This window comes from Caballeronia sp. J97 (genome assembly GCF_905220305.1).
Lineage (GTDB): Bacteria > Pseudomonadota > Gammaproteobacteria > Burkholderiales > Burkholderiaceae > Caballeronia.
This window is the reverse complement of the sequence record NZ_CAJMZL010000002.1, coordinates 294401-314627: the sequence shown is the minus strand read 5'-3', so window position 1 is coordinate 314627 and position 20227 is coordinate 294401. Positions and strand designations below refer to the sequence as shown.

Annotated in this window: 22 protein-coding genes; 11 read left to right on the top strand and 11 right to left on the bottom strand. The window is 63.8% G+C overall.

Features of this window, described 5'->3' with window-relative positions; all coding sequences use genetic code 11:
- The first annotated feature begins 117 nt into the window (after window positions 1–117).
- Window positions 118–369 carry a DUF4148 domain-containing protein gene (locus tag U4Y90_RS05875; protein ID WP_321793156.1) on the top strand — a complete coding sequence of 84 codons (252 nt, stop codon included), beginning with the start codon at window positions 118–120 and terminating at the stop codon, window positions 367–369.
- A gap of 11 nt (window positions 370–380) precedes the next feature.
- Here the strand turns inward: U4Y90_RS05875 and U4Y90_RS05870 are convergent, their stop codons facing one another.
- Window positions 381–1562, bottom strand: a complete 1182-nt coding sequence (locus tag U4Y90_RS05870) for an acyl-CoA dehydrogenase family protein (protein WP_321793154.1) — start codon at window positions 1560–1562, stop codon at window positions 381–383.
- Window positions 1563–1644: 82 nt separating this feature from the next.
- A complete protein-coding gene (locus U4Y90_RS05865) occupies window positions 1645–2025 on the bottom strand; it encodes a nucleotide pyrophosphohydrolase (protein WP_321793152.1) in 381 nt (126 codons plus the stop codon).
- Window positions 2026–2305: 280 nt separating this feature from the next.
- On the opposite strand from U4Y90_RS05865, the gene U4Y90_RS05860 reads away from it, so the two are divergent.
- The gene (locus U4Y90_RS05860; protein WP_321793150.1) at window positions 2306–3511 is read left to right on the top strand and encodes an NAD(P)/FAD-dependent oxidoreductase; all 1206 of its coding nucleotides are present in this window, start codon (window positions 2306–2308) and stop codon (window positions 3509–3511) included.
- A 7-nt stretch (window positions 3512–3518) separates the two neighbouring features.
- On the opposite strand, the gene U4Y90_RS05855 is transcribed toward U4Y90_RS05860, so the two are convergent.
- Window positions 3519–4502, bottom strand: a complete 984-nt coding sequence (locus U4Y90_RS05855) for a 2-dehydropantoate 2-reductase (protein WP_321793148.1) — start codon at window positions 4500–4502, stop codon at window positions 3519–3521.
- Window positions 4503–4794: 292 nt separating this feature from the next.
- On the opposite strand from U4Y90_RS05855, the gene U4Y90_RS05850 reads away from it, so the two are divergent.
- The 7 genes from U4Y90_RS05850 to U4Y90_RS05820 all read left to right on the top strand — a co-directional run bounded on the left by U4Y90_RS05850 (window position 4795) and on the right by U4Y90_RS05820 (window position 8601).
- The gene (locus U4Y90_RS05850; protein WP_321793147.1) at window positions 4795–5229 is read left to right on the top strand and encodes an Hsp20/alpha crystallin family protein; all 435 of its coding nucleotides are present in this window, start codon (window positions 4795–4797) and stop codon (window positions 5227–5229) included.
- 13 nt (window positions 5230–5242) lie between these two features.
- On the top strand, window positions 5243–5647 hold the full coding sequence (locus tag U4Y90_RS05845; protein WP_321793145.1) for an Hsp20/alpha crystallin family protein: 405 nt from the start codon (window positions 5243–5245) through the stop codon (window positions 5645–5647).
- A gap of 146 nt (window positions 5648–5793) precedes the next feature.
- A complete protein-coding gene (locus U4Y90_RS05840; protein WP_321793143.1) occupies window positions 5794–6573 on the top strand; it encodes an ABC transporter substrate-binding protein in 780 nt (259 codons plus the stop codon).
- 232 nt (window positions 6574–6805) lie between these two features.
- Complete coding sequence (locus tag U4Y90_RS05835; protein ID WP_321793141.1) at window positions 6806–7012, top strand: hypothetical protein; 207 nt, start codon at window positions 6806–6808, stop codon at window positions 7010–7012.
- A 41-nt stretch (window positions 7013–7053) separates the two neighbouring features.
- Window positions 7054–7719: an H-NS histone family protein gene (locus tag U4Y90_RS05830; RefSeq protein WP_321793139.1), complete on the top strand. Its 666-nt coding sequence runs from the start codon at window positions 7054–7056 to the stop codon at window positions 7717–7719.
- A 3-nt stretch (window positions 7720–7722) separates the two neighbouring features.
- Complete coding sequence (locus tag U4Y90_RS05825) at window positions 7723–8148, top strand: hypothetical protein (RefSeq protein WP_321793137.1); 426 nt, start codon at window positions 7723–7725, stop codon at window positions 8146–8148.
- A gap of 192 nt (window positions 8149–8340) precedes the next feature.
- Entirely contained in the window at window positions 8341–8601 is a 261-nt protein-coding gene (locus U4Y90_RS05820) for a hypothetical protein (protein WP_321793135.1), read from the top strand.
- Between the two features lie 48 nt (window positions 8602–8649).
- On the opposite strand, the gene U4Y90_RS05815 is transcribed toward U4Y90_RS05820, so the two are convergent.
- Entirely contained in the window at window positions 8650–10065 is a 1416-nt protein-coding gene (locus U4Y90_RS05815; protein ID WP_321793134.1) for a PLP-dependent aminotransferase family protein, read from the bottom strand.
- 147 nt (window positions 10066–10212) lie between these two features.
- Between U4Y90_RS05815 and U4Y90_RS05810 the strand changes: the two genes are divergently transcribed.
- The gene (locus tag U4Y90_RS05810; RefSeq protein ID WP_321793132.1) at window positions 10213–11541 is read left to right on the top strand and encodes an aspartate aminotransferase family protein; all 1329 of its coding nucleotides are present in this window, start codon (window positions 10213–10215) and stop codon (window positions 11539–11541) included.
- A 54-nt stretch (window positions 11542–11595) separates the two neighbouring features.
- Here the strand turns inward: U4Y90_RS05810 and U4Y90_RS05805 are convergent, their stop codons facing one another.
- From U4Y90_RS05805 to U4Y90_RS05785, 5 genes are all read right to left on the bottom strand, one after another.
- Window positions 11596–12045 (bottom strand): PaaI family thioesterase, encoded by a 450-nt coding sequence (locus U4Y90_RS05805; protein WP_321793130.1) that lies wholly within the window; start codon window positions 12043–12045, stop codon window positions 11596–11598.
- Window positions 12042–13505: an efflux transporter outer membrane subunit gene (locus U4Y90_RS05800; RefSeq protein ID WP_321793128.1), complete on the bottom strand. Its 1464-nt coding sequence runs from the start codon at window positions 13503–13505 to the stop codon at window positions 12042–12044. Before U4Y90_RS05800 ends, U4Y90_RS05805 begins: the two co-directional genes overlap by 4 nt.
- Before the next feature lie 27 nt (window positions 13506–13532).
- The gene (locus tag U4Y90_RS05795; protein WP_321793126.1) at window positions 13533–15107 is read right to left on the bottom strand and encodes a DHA2 family efflux MFS transporter permease subunit; all 1575 of its coding nucleotides are present in this window, start codon (window positions 15105–15107) and stop codon (window positions 13533–13535) included.
- Between the two features lie 11 nt (window positions 15108–15118).
- Window positions 15119–16210 (bottom strand): HlyD family secretion protein, encoded by a 1092-nt coding sequence (locus U4Y90_RS05790; RefSeq protein ID WP_321793124.1) that lies wholly within the window; start codon window positions 16208–16210, stop codon window positions 15119–15121.
- Window positions 16211–16368: 158 nt separating this feature from the next.
- Window positions 16369–17304: a LysR family transcriptional regulator gene (locus U4Y90_RS05785; RefSeq protein WP_321793122.1), complete on the bottom strand. Its 936-nt coding sequence runs from the start codon at window positions 17302–17304 to the stop codon at window positions 16369–16371.
- Between the two features lie 176 nt (window positions 17305–17480).
- Here U4Y90_RS05785 and U4Y90_RS05780 point away from each other — a divergent pair, with 176 nt between their 5' ends.
- On the top strand, window positions 17481–18017 hold the full coding sequence (locus U4Y90_RS05780) for a carboxymuconolactone decarboxylase family protein (RefSeq protein ID WP_321793120.1): 537 nt from the start codon (window positions 17481–17483) through the stop codon (window positions 18015–18017).
- Here U4Y90_RS05780 and U4Y90_RS05775 read toward each other — a convergent pair.
- Window positions 18014–18787, bottom strand: coding sequence for a slipin family protein (locus U4Y90_RS05775; protein ID WP_321793118.1), 774 nt, complete (start codon window positions 18785–18787; stop codon window positions 18014–18016). The two genes, U4Y90_RS05780 and U4Y90_RS05775, sit on opposite strands and share 4 nt — an antisense overlap.
- Before the next feature lie 26 nt (window positions 18788–18813).
- Window positions 18814–20226, bottom strand: coding sequence for an NfeD family protein (locus tag U4Y90_RS05770; protein ID WP_415749297.1), 1413 nt, complete (start codon window positions 20224–20226; stop codon window positions 18814–18816).
- Window position 20227: the final 1 nt, after the last annotated feature.

Below are 20227 nucleotides of genomic sequence, written 5' to 3'. Positions count from 1 at the left end.
GAATATCACGCGGCGCGCATGGAATGCGATGCGGAAGTACGCGCAAACGTCTTCTGCGCGTTTGCGTTCTGTCACCTAGAATGAAATGACCGTGCTGCACGGTATGAGGCAACCGTCATGACATCCATCCCCCGCATCATTCTCGGCGCGCTCGCTCTTTGCTGCGCAGCGTCCGCGCTCGCGCAACCGCAGGCGCAAACCAGCGACCCGAACGCGCCGAAAACGCGCGCACAGGTCAAGCAGGAGTTCCTGCTATGGCGCTCGGTCGGCTACGATCCCAACGACTGGCTGAACTATCCCGACAACGCGATGCGCGCGAGCCGCATCATCGCGCAACGGCAGGCTCGTGGCGAAATCACCGTGCAGTGAAACGGCATTCGTCATGCAGGTTCGGCGCGCGGTTTCGGCCCGCGCAGAATGCGGCGCGCAATGCTCCAGCGATGCACTTCCGACGGACCGTCGTAGATCCGGAACGCGCGCATGTCCGCGAAAATCCGCGCGACGACGGTTTCATGCGTGACGCCCTGGCCGCCCAGCACCTGCACCGAGCGATCGACGACGCGCCATAGCGCCTCCGATGACACCACCTTCGCGACGCTCGATTCGTGCTTGCCGAGCACGCCCTGATCGAGCACCCATGCGCAGTGCCAGATGGCAAGGCGCGTCACGTGCAGATCCATTTCGTTGTCAGCGAGCATGAAGCCGACGCCTTCGTGCTCGCCCAGCGCACGGCCGAACGCCTGACGTTCACGCGCGTGCGCCGTCGCGACATCGTGCGCGCGCCGTGCGGCGCCGAGCCAGCGCATGCAGTGCGTGAGACGCGCCGGCGACAGCCGCACCTGCGCATAGCGAAAGCCTTCGCCCGGCTCGCCCAGCACGTTCTCCTTCGGCACGCGCAAACCTTCGAAGCGCACGACGCCGTGACCGCCCGGAAAGCACGTGTCGAGAGAATCCATCGCGCGTTCGATCACGATGCCGGAGCTCGACATGTCGGCGAGGAACATCGTCGCGGGGCCGTCGGCGAGCTTCGCCATGATGATCGCGACCGACGCGCCCTCCGCGCCCGTGATGAACCACTTGCGCCCATCGATCACGTATTCGTCGCCGTCCGGCACGGCGATGGTCTGCAGCATCGCCGGGTCCGCGCCCGCACCCGGCGGCGGCTCGGTCATGCAAAAGCACGAGCGGATCTCGCCCGCCGCGAGCGGACGCAGCCAGCGCTCCTTCTGCTGCGGCGTCGCGATGGCTTCGAGCATATGCATGTTCCCTTCGTCGGGCGCGGCAATGTTCAGCGCAACGGGACCGAGCGGCGAATAGCCCGCCTCTTCGAACAGAATGGCCTTGGCGACATGGTTCAGGCCGAGGCCGCCGAACTCGGGCGATACGTGACTCGACAACAACCGCGCCTCGCGCCCCTTCGCGATCAGTTCGGCGCGCAGCGCCTCGTTCGGGCCATGCGGCGTGCAACGCGGATCGCGCTCGAAGGGCATGATTTCTTCTGCAATGAAAGCACGCACGCGCGCCTGCAGATCGGTCAACTCCGGAGAAAGCGAAAAGTCCATCGGCAATCCTCTAAGGGAACGGGCTGAACGCCAAGCTTAACCGCGCGGGCGCATCGTGCGCCAGTGGCTTTCCCGCGTGGGCTCATTCGTCGTATTCGGTGTACTTGCGCGCGTCGCCCTTGACTCTGTGCGCCGGATATTTCGACCGGTTCAGCGCCATCTTCTCGATCAGCGCGCGATGCAGATCGACGTCGAGCGAATCGGCCAGCATCACGAGATACGCGAGCACGTCGGCCATCTCGTGCCGGATCGCTCGCAGGCGCGCTTCATCCAGTTCGTTCTTGTCGCCGGTGGCAAGCCACGTGAACGGTTCGAGCAACTCGCTTGCCTCGACGGACAGCGCCGCGGCCAGATTCTTCGGCGAATGAAACCGGCTCCAGTCCCGCTCCCGGACGAACTCGCGCAGCATGTCGCGCATTTGAACGAGTTCGCTCGGGCTTCCCTGCTGATTCGTTTGCTCCATGGACTTCCTCTGATGTTTCGTTGCGTGCAGTGCGTAGCTTAACGCGACCGCCTTTTTCTGATCCATACATCGTAACTACGACTTTATCAATCTCAGATTCGCATTTCGATGTCCGAAAGTCGCATCGATCCGGGCCGTTTAAGCTAGTTCAAGACAATCTGTGTCATGTCACGTAATTTTCTTGCCCAATTTAACTACGACTCATAGAATCGCAGTTATGCAATCAACACGACGCCTGTTCGCCGGGCGGCCTCAAAGTCGAATTTCAAGGAGCATCGAAATGTCAAAGCGCATTCTGGTAGTCGGAGCCGGCTTTGCCGGCATGTGGAGCGCCCTGTCCGCGGCGCGTCTCATCGATCAGCACGGCAGGACCGATATCGAAGTCGCGCTGATCGCGCCCGAGCCGCATCTGCACGTCCGTCCGCGCCTGTATGAAGAAAACGCCGCGGGCATGAAGGCGCCGCTGCTGGACATCTTCGCGTCCACGGGCGTGAGGTTCATTCAGGGCACGGTGGAACGCATTCATGTCGAACGCAACGAGGTCGAGATGCTCGGCGCGGACGGCACGCCGTCCACGCTGAACTACGACCGTCTCGTTCTGGCGACCGGCAGCCGCCTGTTCCGCCCGCAAATCCAGGGTCTCGCGGAACACACGTTCAGCGTCGATCAGGTCGATGAAGCCGCCGCGCTCGAAGCGCATATCGGCAAGCTCGCGACGCAGCCCGATACCCTTGCGCGCAACACGGTGGTCGTCGCGGGCGGCGGATTCACGGGCATCGAAACGGCGGCGGAGATGCCGGCGCGTCTGCGCGCGGCCTTGGGAGAGAACGCGGATGTGCGCGTCGTCATTGTCGAGCGCAACAAGGAGATCGGGCCGGACCTCGGCGCGGGTCCGCGTCCGGTCATCATCGAAGCGCTCGAATCGCTCGGCGTGCAATGGCGGCTCGGCGCGGCGGTGACCTCCGTCGATGCGAACGGACTCACCACGTCCGACGGCGAGCGCATCGAAGCGAGCACCGTAATCTGGACCGCCGGCGTGCGCGCGAGCGCGCTGACCGCGCAGATTCCCGCCGAGCGCGACGCATTCGGCCGCCTGCATGTGGATCGCAATCTGCGCGTGGCGGGCGTCGACACGGTCTATGCAACCGGCGACGTCGCCTACGCCGCCACCGACGACGAGGGCAACCACGCAATGATGTCCTGCCAGCACGCGATGAACCTGGGCCGCTCGGCGGGCCACAATGTCGCGGCGGACTTGCTGGGCGATGCGCCCATTCCGTATAGCCAGCCGAAATACGTGACGTGTCTCGATCTCGGCCCTTGGGGCGCGGTCTATACGGAAGGCTGGGAGCGCGAGGTGAAGATGTCGGGCGCGCAGGCGAAGGCCCTGAAGACGCGCATCAACACCGAATGGATTTATCCGCCGGGCGCGGAGCGGGCCGAGGCGTTCGCGGCCGCGGACCCGCTGCGTATTGTTGTGGCGTGATGCAGGTTCATGCCGCCGGATAAAGCCCCAGTGTTCGCGCGTGCAGGCGCGCGAGTCCGAGCAAGGCATCGGTGAACGGCGTCGGCACGCCGGTCATCGTGCCCAGTTCGCGCACCGACGCGACGAGCGCATCGAGCTCGACCGCCTTGCCCGCCTGCACGTCCTGCAACATCGACGTTTTCATCGCACCGAGCTTGAGCGTGACGGCATGGCGGTCTTCGGGTTCCTGTTCGATAGGGATGCCGAAGCGCGCGCCGATTTCCTTCGCTTCGAGCATCACGTTCGTAACGAAGCCGCGCACGAGATCGTCGCTCAGAATGCGGTCGGTGGTCGCGCCGGTGATCGCGCTGATGGGGTTCATCGTCATGTTGCCCCACAGCTTGAACCAGACGTCGCGTTGAATCTGCCGGGAGAGCGTGGCGTCGAAGCCCGCCTTCGAGAACAGCGATACCAGCGCTTCGGTGCGGGCGGTCGGCGCGCCCGTCGCCTCGCCGAGAATCAGGCCCTTGCCCTGATGATGCCGGATGAGGCCCGGCGTGTCGACGAAGCAGCTCGCATGCACGACGCAGCCGACCGTCTGCGCGCCCGCAATCGCAGCGGCGATGTTGCCGTACGGATCGACGGACGAAAGGCGCTTGCCCGTGAACGGCTCGCCCAGGCCATCGCAGAACCACCAGGGCACGCCGTTCATCGCGGTCAGCACGACGGTTTCATTCGACAGCAGCGGCGCGACATGCGCGGCGACCGATTCCATCGCGGGCGCCTTCACCGCCACGACGACGAGATCCTGCACACCGAGATCGGCGGGTTCGGCGCTCGCCGCGACCTTCACGGCATGTGTCGCATCTTTTTCGACGAGCCGCAGCCCATCCTTCTTCAGTGCATCGAGCGTCGCGCCGCGCGCGACCACGCTGACATCGCAGCCCGCCTGCGCGAGCTTCACGCCGATCCATCCGCCGATAGCGCCCGCGCCATATACGCATACTTTCATCGTCCCGGTCCTCGTTCGTGGCAATCATTCGGTCACCATTGTAAGAGCGAGAGGCCGCGCGCGCCGGCAAGCATCACGCGATAACCGGCAACGACGGGCGCAAATAGGAGCGCTTCGACGCCTTTCAAGAGTCGCCGAACAAAAATAAATCGCACTGGAAAGATAGCGCTCCGGTATTGAAACGATAGCCTTCGCACCTACCTTGGATGCAAGGGCAGCGACGCACAACCCGCGCTGCCGATTCAACTTCCTGCTGCCGGCCTAGTCGGGCCGCACTATCGGAGACTGGACCATGAGTGACTTTTATTTTGGCGGCGATGTTTTCTCGGACCTGGACCGCATGCAACGGCAGATGTCCTCGCTCTTCGGCAATCTTCCTTCGAGCATTCGTTCGAGCCGCGCGGATGCCTTCCCTCGCCTGAACATCGGCAGCACTGATGATGCGATTCAAATCGTCGCGTTCGCGCCGGGCGTCGAGCCCGCTTCGCTCGACGTGACCGTCGACAAGGGCACGCTCACGATCAGCGGCGAGCGCAAGGCGCAAGCGCCGGTCGAAGGCGCGCGCACGTATGCGAAAGAGCGCTTCACAGGGAGCTTCCGCCGTGTCATCGAACTGCCGCAGAACGCGGACACGGACAAGGTCGAAGCGCGCTATGAGAACGGCACGCTGTCCATCACCATCGGCAAGCGCGAAGCGTCGAAGCCGCGCGCGATCAACATTCAGTAAGAGGAAGCACATCATGACCGAGAACACGCAAGTCTCCGCGCAAAACACGAACGAAGTGGCGCGCAAGAACGAAGACACCGTGCGTCGCGCGACGGTGACGCCCGCTGTCGATATCGTCGAGGATAGCCACGGCATCACGCTGTGGGCCGATCTGCCCGGCGTGTCGCGCGAGAAGCTCGACGTGAAGGTGCACGATGCGCGCCTCACCATCGAAGCCGAAGCGGAACTGCCGGTGCAAGGCGCGGTGCGCGTGCATCACGCCGAATTGCGCGCGCCGCGTTTCGCACGCGCCTTCACGGTGAGCGACGACTTCGACACCGCGAAGATCGACGCCAATCTGAGCAACGGCGTGCTCAAGCTCACGATTCCGCGTCGCGAGGAAGCGCGTCCGCGCCGCGTCGAAGTGCGTGCGGGCTGAGCACCGGCGACATCGACAGCAGGTACGCCCGGAACGGCCGCGATTTTTCGCGGCCGTTTTCCTTTTTGCGCCGCGCGCACGCCTCTATAATCTTCAACGGCGGCTTAAATCGCCTACACTCAAACTCATGGAATGAAGGGACTATCGTGAAGAGGCTGTTGACGGTGTTATTGGGTTCGATGCTGGCCGTATCGATCGGAGCGCATGCAAAAGAGTGGTCGACTATCCGCTTCGGTGTCGATGCGAGTTATCCGCCTTTCGAATCGAAGGCACCCGATGGCACGCTCGTCGGCTTCGACATCGATGTCGGCAATGAACTGTGCCGGCGTCTCAATGCGAAGTGCGTGTGGGTCGAGAACGCATTCGACGGCATGATTCCGGGCCTCAAATCGCGCAAGTTCGACGGCGTGCTTTCCACGATGTCGATGACGCCCGCGCGCGTCAAGCAGATCGCATTCTCCAGCAAGCTCTTTCACGTGCCCACGCGCCTCGTCGCCAAGCGCGATTCGAACATCCAGCCGACCGCCGAATCGCTCGCGGGCAAGACGGTCGGCGTCGAGCAAGGCTCGATGCAAGAGACCTATGCGAAGGCGCATTGGGGCGCGAAGGGCGTAAAGGTCGTGTCCTACGCGGATCAGGATCAGGTTTATCAGGATCTGCTCGCCGGACGTCTCGACGCGTCGCTGCAAAATGCCGTGCAGGCCGAGCGCGGCTTTCTCGAAACGCCGCGCGGCAAGCCTTACGGCTTCGCGGGCGGCGCGCTCGAAGACAGCGCGATCTTCGGGCCGGGCACGGCAATCGGCTTGCGCAAGGAAGACACCGACCTGAAGGACAAGCTCGACGGCGCCATCGCCGCGATGATCAAGGACGGCACTTACAAGCGTATCGAACAGAAGTATTTCGATTTCGATATCTACGGCGAGTAAGAGCCATGGCGCAGCCCGCGAACTTCGATCCAAGGCAGATCGCTAAGTGCGCGGGCGGCCCGATCATCCGTCGAAGCGATGAAGCCGATGCGTTCGCCGCGCTCGTCGCGATCACGCAATGAGCATCGATGCGCAATGGCAAAGTAGAATGAACGCGGCCGACATCGACAGAGGCCGCGCACGATTGGAGATGTGATCCGCACGATATAGTGCTTTCCCGCGAGGAGAGTCCATGAAAGTGCTCGCCGTTCACCCCAGCGGCCTGATGTATGCCCGCGTAGTTCTCCGACATCCGCAGATCGAAACGCATCCGCCCGCGCCGGATGCTTCGGCGAACGCCAAGGCCGTCTATGTGCATGGACCCGCGGGACGCGAGTCGCGCCGAACCGACGATGCAAGCAAGAAATTCGTCGACGAAACGAGAATGGGCGCCGATTAGCGCCTTCACCAGAACGCAAACCGACAAGAAAGGAGACGGCGATGGCAACGCTCAAGCAGATGCAGGCAAAGCTGAAGAAGCTTCAGGCGCAGACCGAGCAGTTGATCGCGAAGCGTGCGCAAGCCGTGCTCGACGACATTCGCGCGCTGATGGAAAGGCACGGCCTCACGAGCGCGGATATCGACCGGCACGGCAAGAAGGTCAGACGCGCGGCAAAACCACAAGTCACCCTCCCCGCGCCGGCCGGTCGCCATGAAGCGATGGCCAAGCTCGCGAAAAAGGGCAAGCTGCCCGCGAAGTATCGCAATCCGAAGACGGGTGAAACGTGGAGCGGTTGGGCGCGGCCGCCCGCGTGGATCGCCAACGTCAAGGATCGAAGCAAGTTTCTGATCGACGCGGAAGCCGCGGAAAAGCCGAAGGCGCCGGCCAAAAAAGCCGCCGCCAGGAAGACTCCCGCGAAGAAGGCCAAAGCAACGCCGACGAGCGCGCCGGCGGCAAAGAAGAAAGCGACGGAGGCGGCCGCAAAAAAGAAGGCGGCGGCGCCTGCGGCAAAGAAAGCGGCAGCGGCCAAGCCGGCGGCGAAGCGCAGTGCGCCGCGCCAGCGCACCGCGAAGACCGAATCGGGCGCGACCGCCGCGCCTCGACAAGACGAAGCAGGTGCGCCGAACGTACCGCCATCGGTGCCGACGGGCGATGTATCCGCGTGACGCGTGCGTCGCTTCGCTTTAGCGTTTTTGCAGGCAAGCGCGGAAAAAATCGACGTGGGGTGCATGGCGAACGCCATGCTTCCGCGCGGCTCGTTGGCATCGGCATGTTGTTTGCATGAGGGTGATGCACCTGTCGAGCTTGCCGAGGGCATCATGCATCATTCGATCGAACCGCACGAGTTGACCAGAATCGATCTGGCGCGCTTTCAGATCGTGCAGGTTTCCGATGGCACCTTCACCGTTGTGCTGTGGGAAGCGCCTGAACGCGATACCGACGATCCGCCCGCGACGCATATGGAGATGTCCACGCTCACGATTCGTCTGTGCGATCCGCTCAATCCGGTACGCAGAAAAGATGTCTGCGAGCATTTACGGGCGCATCTGGCGGCATCGCGCATGAGGCGCATAAGAAGTGAAGCCATCGCGTGATCCCATTGTTTGAGATCGGCGAAAACTCAATTGGCTTTTCGTGCGATTAAAAAACGTTTCAGTCCTTCTACACTGCGTTCACATGTCGGGGGCGATTCGTTACTTTGCAACAAACAAACGAATCGCTCTTCCGACTGCGGTTGCTACTCCCTGCCAAACCGCATCTCCTCAATTCCTCGTCGGAGCATTTTCGTGAACAAGCGACTCGTAGTGGGCTTTGCTATTGCATTGAGTTCTCTTTTCGCCAGTTCGGCATTTGCGAGCGGCTATGGTCCGGCGCCGCATTATCGTCCCGATACCGGAGCGCCCGCCTCGCAACATGGCGTCAGCGCACAAACCTTCGCGGCGGAAGAAGCCGCGCAAGGACGCGGTGATTTCGGCAATACGGAACGCACCGCGCAGGTTCAGCGCGGACAGGTTTCGGCTTCCGCTTCTTCTCAGGTCGCGCAATAAAATAAATATCCACTGCAGGACACGATGATTCGACTCATCGTGTCCGCTTTAAAACCCCTTGATCGTTCTTTCGAGAAAAGTCCAAAGCGCATCGTCCGCTGAATAGGGGACGTTGAATCGGAAGCAGGCGCTTTCTGCATCGTTCGGCCGAAAATACGAACCGGGCGCGAGCCATATGCCGTGCTGCAATGCGCGCGTCGCGACCGCGCTTCCATCGGCCGGATCGACAGGCAGCGCGCCCCACAGGAACAATCCCGCGCGCGGACGACGAAACAGCTCGATGCCCAGCGCGTCCATGCGCTCTTCGACGAGCGCATGCGCGTCCTTCAGCTTCTCCACGACGAATTCGACATGCCGCGCGTAGCGCCCTTCCGTCAGCACTTTCTCGACGATGCGCTCGGTCGCCTCCGACGACGTCAATCCGACAGCCATCTTCGTGCGCGCCAGTTCACGCAACACATCGCGCTCCGCGACGACATAGCCGCAACGCAGCGCGGGCGTGATCGTCTTCGCGAAGCCGCCGACGTACAGCACGCGGTTAAGCCCCTCCATCGATGCGAGCAAGGGCGCGCCCGGCGCGGCGAGCTCGCGGTTCACATCGTCCTCGACGACCCACAGGCCGTGACGCTCGGCGATCTGCATCAGACGAAACGCCGACGCCATGCCGAAAGTCGCGCCGGTCGGATTCTGCAAGGTCGTGTTGAGAAACACCGCCTTCGGCCGATGCTCGATGACGATGCGCTCGAACACATCCGTATCGATGCCCGCGGCGGTGCGCGGCACGCCATGCACCTGGAGTCCGGCGAGCCGCAGAATCTGCAGCAGATTGCAGTAGCCCGGATCTTCGACGACGACCGCATCGCCGGGGCGCAGCAAGGTGCGCACGACGAGATCGAGCGCCTGCGTGGCGCCCGCCGTCAACAGCACGTTCGATGCGGCGTCGACCGGCAAGCCGTGACGATCCATCTGCTCCGCGATCCGCTCGCGCAGCGGCGCGAAGCCATACGGATGCCCGTAGTCCGCGATGCGCGCCGCCGGCACGCGGCTCACCGCGCGCAGCGCGTGTTGCAGCCCGCTCTCGTTAACCCATTCGTTCGGCAACCAGCCGCAGCCCGATTTGATCGGCACCGAATGATCGGCGAATACGTCGGACAGAAGCCAGGTCGCGGTGAGGCTCGGCGGCTGCCATTCGACCGCGCGCGCGCGCTCGCTGCGCCCGCGCACGGCCACGCGATAACCCGAGCCGCGCCGCGCGGTGACGAGGCCCATCGAAACGAGCCGGCCATAGGCTTCCGTCACCGTGAACGTGCTGAGACCTTCCGCCTCGGCGAGACGCCGCACCGAAGGCAGCAGCGCGCCCGCGCGCAGCGTCTGCTCCTCGATCGCCGTGGAGAACGCGCGGACCAGTTGTTCGACGAGCGTCGGCGCCTGCCGCGTGCCGCGCTCCAGCTTGAGTTCGATCATGGATTCGAGAATAGCGCGGCGAGCACGCATCAACCAATACAGTTTGCAGGATTTTGCCACTACAGTTAGCAGCGCAGTGAAGCAACTGTCTATGCCGTGCAATTTTGCCGAGGAATACAGTGGCCGTACTTCTTCAGGAGACCCGTTATGAATGCTCGCCCCGTGATCGAAGATCTCTCGTCGTTCTGGATGCCGTTCACCGCCAATCGCCAGTTCAAGGCCGCGCCCCGCATGCTGGAGAGCGCCAAAGGCATGTACTACCGCTCGACCGATGGCCGTGAAGTGCTCGACGGCACCGCCGGTCTCTGGTGCGTGAACGCAGGCCATTGCCGGGACGAGATCGTCGACGCGGTGCAGAAGGCGCTTTCGACGCTCGATTTCGCGCCGACCTTCCAGATGGGGCATCCGCTCGCGTTCGAAGCCGCGACCAAGGTCGCCAACCTGATGCCGGAAGGCCTCGACCGCATCTTCTTCACGAACTCGGGCTCGGAGTCGGTCGATACCGCGCTGAAGATCGCGCTCGCCTATCATCGCGCACGGGGCGAAGGCCAGCGCACGCGTCTCATCGGCCGCGAGCGCGGCTATCACGGCGTCGGCTTCGGCGGTATCTCGGTCGGCGGCATCGCGCCGAATCGCAAGACGTTTTCGGGCGCGCTGCTGCCGTCGGTCGATCACCTGCCGCATACGCACGATCTCGGGCACAACGCGTTCACGAAGGGCCAGCCCGCGTGGGGCGATCATCTCGCCGATGATCTCGAGCGCATCGTCGCGCTGCACGATCCGTCGACGATCGCCGCCGTGATCGTCGAGCCGCTCGCCGGTTCCACGGGCGTGCTCGTGCCGCCGCAAGGCTATCTGCAGAAGCTGCGCGAGATCTGCACGAAGTACGGCATTCTTCTGATTTTCGATGAGGTCATCACCGGCTTCGGGCGTCTGGGCAAAGCGACGGCGAGCGAGTACTTCGGCGTGACGCCCGACCTCATCACGATGGCCAAGGCGATCAACAACGCGACCATCCCGATGGGCGCCGTCGCCGCGCATCGCAACGTGCACGACACGGTCGTCAACGCGGGCGCGGCCAACGCGATCGAGCTGTTCCACGGCTATACGTATTCGGCTCACCCGGTCGCGGCCGCCGCCACCATCGCAACGCTCGATCTGTATCGGCGCGACAAGCTCTTCGAGCGCGCCGCGTCGAAGGCCGAGAAGTTCGAAAGCGCCGCGCACGCGCTGCGCGATGCGCCTTTCGTGAAGGACATCCGCAATCTCGGGCTCGTGGCCGGCATCGAGCTCGATTCGCGCGACGGCGCGCCGGGCGCACGTGCGTACGAAGTGTTCGTGAAGTGCTTCGAAGCAGGCGTGCTCGTGCGTTACACCGGCGATATCCTCGCGTTCTCGCCGCCGCTCATCATCGAAGACGATCAGATCGATCAGATCTTCGGCACGGTGAGGAAGGCGCTCGAAAGCGTGAAATAAGCGGCTTCGAAGCGCCATCCGGTCGCCCGGTTCCCGCGCAAGGAACCGGGTCTTTCAACGCTCCATGACGAGCAACGTCGATGTTGCCGATGCGAACAATCGGCCGCTCGCATCCTTGAGCGTCGCTTCGGCGAATGCGGCGCGACGTCCGATCGACAGCACGCGCCCCTCTGCGCGCAAGAATCCCGAATCGCGCGTGAGCGCCTTGTGATACGCGACTTTCAGTTCGAGCGTCGTATAGGCCTGCGTCGCCGTCAGGCATGAATGGACCGAGCAGCCGCACGCCGAATCGAGCAGCGTCGCCGCATAGCCGCCGTGCACGGTGCCGATCGGGTTGTAGGCGTGATCGCCGGGTATGCCCGCGAACACCGCCCTGCCCGCTTCCACTTCGATGAACTCGAAATCCAGCGATACCAGAATGCCCGGCTTGCGCCCGCTCGCGATCAGCTTGCGCAGTTGCGCGAGACCATCGAGGCCGGCGGCCGTTTCTTCGATCAGGCTCATTTCGTCGTCTCCGTTTTATCGCTGGCGGTCTTGATCACGTCCGCATCGCTGCTCACGCTCCAGCCGCCGCCGAGCGAACGATAAAGCGCCACCGCCGCGAGCGCGTGTTCGCGCTTCGATTGATTCAGCGCATCGGCGTCGCGCAGATAGGATTGCTGCGCGTCGAGCACATCGAGAAAGCTTGCGGCGCCGCCCTTGTACAACTGCGTCGACAGCGTGAGCGATTGGCCGGACGCAGAGAGCGCATCGGTCAGGCGCGCGGTCGACTCGGTCGTGCTGACGAGATCGCTGCGCGTGTCCTCGACATCCTTCAGCGCTTCGAGCATCGTCTGTCGCAGACGCAGTTCCGACTCGCGCATCTTGCTCTCGTTCTGCTCGATCTCCGCCGTGATGCGCCCCGCGTTGAAGATCGGGCTCGTCGCGTTGAGTGCTGCGGAGAAGAGATTGTCGGTGAGCGTCGGCAGGCCGAGATACGACGACGCCAGCAAGCCGTCCGACAATCGCAGCGAAAACTTCGGATAGCGCTCCGCGCGCGCAACGCCCACTTCCGCCGCGCGCTGCTGCACGGTCGCATAGGCAACGAGCACGTCGGGGCGGCGCAACAAGGCGTCGGACGGCAGCATCTGCGGCGCGCCGTTCGCGGGCACGGGAATCGCGGGCGCGTCACCCGGGTTGGCCAGCATCAGCTTGTCGATGGATTCCGGCGTGCGGCCCGAATACACTGCGATCAGACTCAACTGATGCTGAATCGTCGACTGTGTGCGCGGAATGCGCGATTGCAGATCGCTCAGCTGATTCTGCGCACGCGCGACATCGAGCTTCGTCGACAGGCCGTATTGCAGACGTCGTTGCGTCAGCCTCAATGCGCGTTCGCGAATTTCTTCGTTATCCTTAAGTATTTTCAATTCGGCTTGCGCCCAGCGCAGATCGACATATGCGCCGGCCGTATCGGCGGCGAGCGCGAGCCTGATCTGATCGGCCGCATGCTCGCGCCCGACGAGCTGCGCCTGCGCCGCCAGCAATTCCAGCCGCTCGCCGCCGAACACGTCCGGCGTCCAGCTCAACGCAAGGCCGAAGCCCGCCTGCTTCACATAGCCGAGCGGCGGCGGTGTGTTCTGACGCGTATAGGCGCCTCCCGCGTTCGCATCCAGTTGAGGCAGCAAGGCCGCGCGACGTTGCGTCGTGAGCGCCTGAGCCTGCTTCACGCGCTCGACGGCCGCCTGAACATCGAGGTTGTCGTTCAGCACTGAAGCGACCAGTTCATGCATCACCGGGTCGTTGAACTGACTCCACCATAGAGCGGGATCGACGGCCTCTTTCGGCACATCGACGCTCCAGTCCGCGGGCGCGGTCGCGTTGACCGTCGCCGGAAGTTCGGCGTGCGTCGCGGGCTGCACCGCACACGCGGCGAGCGTGAGACCTGTCACGCCCGCAAGTATTGCCACGAGAAGTTTCTTCATGATCGAAGTATCCGGATAAGGCTCGGTTCAATGCGCATCGGACGAAGGCGGCGCGGTCGTAATCGGCTTGGCGAAGAGCACCGTCGTCAGGCCGACGAGGAAGCACAGCGCGAGCACGTAGAAGCAATCGGCGAAAGTGAGCACGAGCGCTTCGCGCATCACGAGCGCATGCAGCGATGCAAGCCCCGCCTGCGACGCGTTCAACGCATCGCCCGCGACCGACGCGAGATGCGCCGAGTTGCGCGCGATCACGTCGTCGATGACCGGCCGGCCGATCGTCACGTTCTCGTTCAGATGCAGATAGTGCAGATTGAGTCGATCGTTGAGCATCGTCGCGCTCACCGCGATGCCGATCGCGCCGCCCAGATTGCGCATCAAATTGAAGAGCCCGCTCGCCGATTTCAGCCGCGACGGAGGCAGCGAGCCGAGCGCCATCGTCACGATCGGCGGCACCGCGAATTGCTGACCGATGCCGCGCAATGCTTGCGGCAACAGGAACTGCTGCCAGCCCCAGTCGTGCGTCAGGGGCGTGTAGAAGTAACAGCCCGCGCCGAAGCAGATCAGACCGAACGCGAGCAGAACGCGCATGTCGATGAAGCGCGACGCGAAGCCGTACACGCCGATGGAAAGCAACTGGAAACAGCCGACGGAAAGCAGCGCGAGACCCGTATGCAACGAATCGAAGCCGCGCACGCGAGCGAGGAACACCGGCGTCAGAAACACCGACACGAAGATCCCGATGCCCGTCACGAACGACAGCAGACTGCCGATCGCGAAGTTGCGCACCGCGAGCGCGCGCAGATCGACGACCGGGTCCTTCGCCGTGAACGCATGCACGAGGAACAGGAAGCCGCAAATCCCCGAAATCCACGCACACGCGATGATCACGTCGTCGCCGAACCAGTTCTTGCGCGGTCCTTCTTCGAGCACGTATTCCAGACAGCCGAGAAAGCCCGACATCAACGCGATGCCGATGTAATCGCCTTTTTTCAGCAGCGGCAGATTGGGCTCGTCCACATGCACGTATTTCGGCACGAGCAGCGCGACGACCAGACCCGGCACCACGTTCAGATAAAAGAGCCAGTGCCATGACCATTGATCGGTGATCCACCCGCCGATCACCGGCCCGACCGCGGGCGCGAGCGACGCCAGCGCGCCGATCGTCGTCGATGCAATCAATCGCTGCTTGCCGGGGAACAGCACGAAGGCGGTCGTGAACACGGTCGGGATCATCGCGGCGCCGAGCGCGCCTTGCAGGCCACGAAACAGGATCATCGAATTGATGTCCCATGCCATGCCGCAAAGCATGCTCGTGATCGTGAAACCCACCGCCGATGCGACGAAGAGCCAGCGTGTCGAAAACACTTTGGAAAGCCAGCCCGACATTGGAATGACGAGAATCTCGGCGATCAGATACGAGGTCTGCACCCAGGACAACTCATCCTGGCTCGCGGACAATCCGCCGCCGATATCCTTCAGCGACGATGCGACGATCTGGATATCGAGCGTCGCCATGAAGAAGCCGAGGCACATCAGCGCGAACGCGAACACGCGCTGCCTGATCGGCTGGCTCGCGGGATCGGAAGGAACGGTATGAGTCATCGCCGCGCTCCTCAACCGTTCGCGTGTCTGGCGAGGTGCACCTTGACCGTCGCGGACAGGCCCGGACGCAGCACCGATTCCATGCCCTTCGGCACATCGAGCCGAATGCGCACGGGCACGCGCTGCACGATCTTCGTGAAGTTGCCGGTCGCGTTCTCGGCGGGCAGCACGCTGAAGGTCGCGCCGGTCGCGGGCGCGAGACTGTCGACGTGGCCGGTGAGCGGCACGCTCGATGCATCGAGCTCGACATCGGCTTCGTCGCCCGCGCGCATCTTCTTCAGTTGATCTTCCTTGAAGTTCGCGTCGACCCAAAGTCCCGTCGACGGAACGATGGTCAGCAACGACGTGCCCACGTTCGCAAGCACGCCCACCCGCGCCGTGCGGTTGCCGACATAGCCATCGACGGGCGAGCGGATCGTCGTGTACTCGACGTTCAGCTCCGCGACGCGGCGCGCCGCCGCGGCCGTCGCGACCCGCGCCTGCGCATCCGCGATCTGCGCTTCGATCACGCCCAATTGACGCTTCGCCGCGATGAGCGACGCGCCGCTGCGATCCACCGCCGCCTGCGCCTTCGTGTAGTCGGCGTCGGCGCGCTCGACGATCTGGTTCGACACCGCGTCGTCCTTCACCAGCTCGCGATAGCGCGAACGGTCTTGCCCGGTGCGCGTCAGCTCCGCCGACGATGCGCGCACTTCTGCCTGCTGCTGATTGATGACGGCCGCCTGCAGCGCGTCTTTCGCCTGCAGCTCGACCACCGCCGCGCGCGCGCCCGACAATTCGGCGTCGGCCTGTGCGAGGCGTGCATCGTAGTCGCGCGAATCGAGGCGAATCAGCACCTGCCCCGCCTTCACGCGCTGATTGTCCCGCACGAGCACATCGGTGACGAAACCGTTGACCTTCGGCGCGAGCACCGTGACGTCGCCGCCGACATAGGCATCGTCGGTCGTCTGAATGAACCGCAGCACCAGCGCCCAGTATGTTGCCGCGGCGACCAGCACGAGCCCGACCAGTCCGAGCGCCAGCAGCATCCAGGGAATCCTGCGCGCCGGCCGCGCGAGAGCCGGCGCCGCGACCGATGGAATATTTGTCGTAGGTGTCGTCATTTGCGATTATAGTGCATATGCACAATTAAGGTTGAGAGAAGGGGCGCATCCTCTGCCCGTCATAGGCCGGAAGACTAGTTGTGCATATGCACCAAGTCAACCGTCACGGCGCGCATGAATCAATACCGTTCGCGGAAAGAATCGCTCCGAGCCTTGCACTACAAGGCTCGGAGCCGGCCAGGCATGCCGGGCAGCGTGGCTTCATCGGCGCAAAAGCGCACCGCATGCTCGACGAACGCGCGCACCTTGGCCGGCAAAAGCGCGCGCGTGCTGTACGCGATACGGATTTCGATCGCGGAGTCGACGCGCTCGTAGGCGTCGAGCAGCGTGACGAGCCGCCCCGCCGCGACCTCGTCCGCGACGAGCGCCGTCGGCAAAACGCCGATGCCGAAGCCCTGCAGCGCCATGTCCCGATTGAACACCGCGCTGTTCGACGCGATGTCGTAATTGAGCGGCACGCGCAGTTCCTCGCCGCCAATGCGAAACGTGAGCGCCGGCTTGCGGATCGACGGAGACATCGGCACGAACACATGATCGACGAGTTCGGACGGATGGCGTGGCGCGGGCCGTTGCGCGAGATACGCGGGGCTCGCGACCAGCACGAGCGGAATGGTTTCGAGCAGGCGCGTGACGGCCGTGTCGGTAGACAGCATGAAAGGCAGCACGATCGCGAGATCGTAGCCTTCGCCGACGAGATCGACGGGCCGCTCGGTCAGCGTCACATCGAGGCGCACATGTGGATGCGCGCGCCTGAAGCTCGCGACGAGCGGCGCATAGCGGCTCGTCATCACGGTCGTGTGCGAGACGAGCCGCAACAGGCCGGTCGCTTCGCTCGCGCGGTTCGACACGCGCTCTTCCATCGCCTGCAGTTCGTCGAGCAGACGCGAGCAGTCGGCGAAGAAGCGCTCGGCGGTTTCGGTCAGCGAGATCTGCCGTGTCGTGCGATTGAAGAGGCGGCTGCCGAGGCGCTCTTCCAGCCCCGCGATCGCACGCGAAACGACGGGCGGCGACAAGCCGAGTATGTCGGCCGCACGCGCGAAGCTCTTCGCTTCGACGACCGTGCAAAACACCTTCAGGCTCGTCAGATAGTCCATGTGCGGGTTCGTGATGCGTGCGCGGAGCTTCGATCATGGCACGAAGCCGATGCATTCGCACGATGAGACGATCGCGCGGTTTTACGAGCCGCGCGAGCATTCACGCGAACGACGCACGCGCCTAAAGTTCAACCCATGCCATCCACATGGCCAACCACCGAACGAAGGAGCACACCATGTCACGTCTTTCCCAAATCAATGTCAACGAAGCCACGGGCGCAACCGCCGATCTTTTCGCCGCGATCAAGAAGGCCGCGGGCAAGGTGCCGAATGCGTATGCGACCATCGGCACGCACAGCCCCGCCGCACTCGGCGCAACGCTCAACGGCGACGCCATTCTCGCGAAAAGCAGCCTCGACAAGGCCGACGTCGAAGCGATCAAGCTCGCTGTCAGTGAACTCGTGGGGTGTGACTACTGTGCGGCCGCGCATACCTTGGTCGGCAAGATGGTCGGACTGTCGCAAAAGGAAACGCAGCAGATCCGCGCGGGCGAAGCGACCGGCAACGCGAAGCGCGACGCGCTCGTGCGCTTCGTGCGGCATGTCGCCAGCTCCACGGGCACGGTCGATGCGGCGCGTCTGAGCGAAGTGCGCGAAGCGGGCTATTCGGAGGCGCAAGTCATCGACACGCTGTTCGCGATGAGCGTCATCAACTTCACGAACCTCGTGAATCGCGTGAACGACACGACGCTCGATTTCCCCGCGCTCGTCTAACTGTGCGTTGAGCCCTTGGTGAACCGGTCGATGACGGCACTCACGATATCGACCGGCACCGGGAACACGATCGTCGAATTCTTGTCCCCGGCGATCGACGTCAGCGTTTGCAGATAACGCAGTTGCATTGCCTGCGGTTGCTGCGCGAGCATCTGCGCCGCCTGCAACAGCTTCTCCGATGCCTGCAACTCGCCTTCCGCATGAATGATCTTCGCGCGTCGCTCGCGCTCGGCTTCGGCCTGCCGGGCGATGGCGCGGATCATCGTCTCGTTGATATCGACGTCCTTGATCTCGACGTTCGATACCTTGATGCCCCACGCGTCCGTCTGCGAATCGAGCACGCGCTGGATGTCGGTGTTGAGGCGTTCCCGCTCCGACAGAAGTTCATCCAGTTCGTGCTTGCCGAGGATCGCGCGCAACGTGGTTTGTGCGAGCTGGCTCGTCGCTTCGAGAAAGCGCGCGACCTGGATCACCGCCTTCTCCGGATCGACGACACGAAAGTACACGACCGCATTCACCTTCACCGACACGTTGTCGCGCGTGATGACGTCCTGCGGCGGCACGTCGAACACCACCGTGCGCAAGTCCATGCGCACGACTTGCTGAACGACCGGAATGATCAGCACGAGCCCCGGTCCCTTCACTTTCCAGAAGCGCCCGAGCATGAACACGACGCCGCGTTCGTACTCGCGGAAAATGCGCACCGCGGACGCGACGAGGAAGATGACGAGCGCGATCAGAATGCCGCTGAAACCGAAAGTGAGCCCCATTTTTTCAAGCCTCGTTGTCGATGTGTTCAGGAATGGCCCGTCTCGCGTTCGCCTTCGAGCGGCTCGACCGTCAGCGTGAGACCGTGACGCGAGACCACACGCACGCGCGCGCCTTCGGCGGGCAATGCTTCCGGCGCCGTCGATCGCACGCGCCAGCGTTCGCCCCGCACGCGCGCCCAGCCGCTGCCGGCATCGGGCGCGGCGCCGTCGCCCGTCAACATCACGCCGATGCTGCCGAGCATCGCTTCGCTCCCGCTCACGACAGGACGCCTGCGCGCCTTCAGTGCGACGCCCGACACGGTGAACACGAACAGCGCCGTGAAGAGCGCGAGCCCGACGACGACACCGACGGGAATGCCGAAGCCAGGCACATCGGTATCGATCAACATGAGCGCGCCGATCGCAAACGCAATGATCCCGCCGATGCCGAGCGAGCCGAACGTCGGCAGGAACATTTCCCCGACCAGAAAGCCCATGCCGAGCACGATCAGTCCCAGTCCGACGAAATTGATCGGCAATAGTTGCAGAGCAAACAATCCGACCAGCAGGCAGATCGCGCCGGCGACGCCCGGCAGCACCATGCCGGGATTCGCGAATTCGAAGAAGAGCCCGTACATGCCGATCATCATCAGGATCAGCGCGACGCTCGGGTCCGTGATCGTCGCGAGGAAACGGCTGCGCCAGTCCGGTTGCAGCACGACGAGCGGCGCCTGTTTCGTCGCGAGCACGTGATCGCCGCTCGCGGTCTTGATATGCCTTCCGTCAAGTCTTGCGAGCAGATCGGGCACATCGCCGGCGATCAGGTCGATGACTTTCTGCTCCAGCGCTTCCGTCGCCGATAGCGCGACCGCCTCGCGCACCGCGCGCTCCGCCCATTGCACGTTGCGTCCGCGCAGTTGCGCGAGGCCGCGTATGTAGGCGGCGGCGTCCTGCATCTGCTTGCGCGTTTCGGTCGATTGCTCCGCGGGCTCACCGCGCGCGCCCGATGCGGCCTTGCCCGAATCCGACGGCTCGCGCTCCCGTCCGCCCAGGCCGAGTTGCACCGGCGAAGCCGCGCCGAGATTGGTGCCGGGCGCCATCGCCGCGACATGGCTCGCGTAGGTGATGTAGGTGCCCGCGCTCGCGGCGCGCGCACCGCTCGGCGCGATGAATGCGGCCACCGGCACCGGCGAAGCGAGAATCGCCTGGATGATCGAGCGCATCGAGAGATCGAGGCCGCCGGGCGTATCGAGTTCGAGCACGGCGAGTTGCGCGTGTTCGTCGGCGGCACGGGCGAGCGAACGCACGACGAAATCGGCGCTCGCCGGGCCGATCGCGCCCTTCAGCGGGATCACGACGACGGGCGCGGCCGACGCGCTTATCGGCATGAGCGCGCACGCGATCAGCAGAAGCGTGTCGCGCACGCGCCTCCACAGCCAGTCAGCGAGATTCGTTCTCATC

Bases quoted from the DNA above. Each gene is read 5' to 3' on its own strand.
- U4Y90_RS05875 (WP_321793156.1), top strand. From the start codon at position 118: ATGACATCCATCCCCCGCATCATTCTCGGCGCGCTCGCTCTTTGCTGC.
- U4Y90_RS05870 (WP_321793154.1), bottom strand. From the start codon at position 1,562: ATGGACTTTTCGCTTTCTCCGGAGTTGACCGATCTGCAGGCGCGCGTG.
- U4Y90_RS05865 (WP_321793152.1), bottom strand. From the start codon at position 2,025: ATGGAGCAAACGAATCAGCAGGGAAGCCCGAGCGAACTCGTTCAAATG.
- U4Y90_RS05860 (WP_321793150.1), top strand. From the start codon at position 2,306: ATGTCAAAGCGCATTCTGGTAGTCGGAGCCGGCTTTGCCGGCATGTGG.
- U4Y90_RS05855 (WP_321793148.1), bottom strand. From the start codon at position 4,502: ATGAAAGTATGCGTATATGGCGCGGGCGCTATCGGCGGATGGATCGGC.
- U4Y90_RS05850 (WP_321793147.1), top strand. From the start codon at position 4,795: ATGAGTGACTTTTATTTTGGCGGCGATGTTTTCTCGGACCTGGACCGC.
- U4Y90_RS05845 (WP_321793145.1), top strand. From the start codon at position 5,243: ATGACCGAGAACACGCAAGTCTCCGCGCAAAACACGAACGAAGTGGCG.
- U4Y90_RS05835 (WP_321793141.1), top strand. From the start codon at position 6,806: ATGAAAGTGCTCGCCGTTCACCCCAGCGGCCTGATGTATGCCCGCGTA.
- U4Y90_RS05830 (WP_321793139.1), top strand. From the start codon at position 7,054: ATGGCAACGCTCAAGCAGATGCAGGCAAAGCTGAAGAAGCTTCAGGCG.
- U4Y90_RS05815 (WP_321793134.1), bottom strand. From the start codon at position 10,065: ATGATCGAACTCAAGCTGGAGCGCGGCACGCGGCAGGCGCCGACGCTC.
- U4Y90_RS05810 (WP_321793132.1), top strand. From the start codon at position 10,213: ATGAATGCTCGCCCCGTGATCGAAGATCTCTCGTCGTTCTGGATGCCG.
- U4Y90_RS05805 (WP_321793130.1), bottom strand. From the start codon at position 12,045: ATGAGCCTGATCGAAGAAACGGCCGCCGGCCTCGATGGTCTCGCGCAA.
- U4Y90_RS05800 (WP_321793128.1), bottom strand. From the start codon at position 13,505: ATGAAGAAACTTCTCGTGGCAATACTTGCGGGCGTGACAGGTCTCACG.
- U4Y90_RS05795 (WP_321793126.1), bottom strand. From the start codon at position 15,107: ATGACTCATACCGTTCCTTCCGATCCCGCGAGCCAGCCGATCAGGCAG.
- U4Y90_RS05790 (WP_321793124.1), bottom strand. From the start codon at position 16,210: ATGACGACACCTACGACAAATATTCCATCGGTCGCGGCGCCGGCTCTC.
- U4Y90_RS05785 (WP_321793122.1), bottom strand. From the start codon at position 17,304: ATGGACTATCTGACGAGCCTGAAGGTGTTTTGCACGGTCGTCGAAGCG.
- U4Y90_RS05780 (WP_321793120.1), top strand. From the start codon at position 17,481: ATGTCACGTCTTTCCCAAATCAATGTCAACGAAGCCACGGGCGCAACC.
- U4Y90_RS05775 (WP_321793118.1), bottom strand. From the start codon at position 18,787: ATGGGGCTCACTTTCGGTTTCAGCGGCATTCTGATCGCGCTCGTCATC.
- U4Y90_RS05770 (WP_415749297.1), bottom strand. From the start codon at position 20,226: ATGAGAACGAATCTCGCTGACTGGCTGTGGAGGCGCGTGCGCGACACG.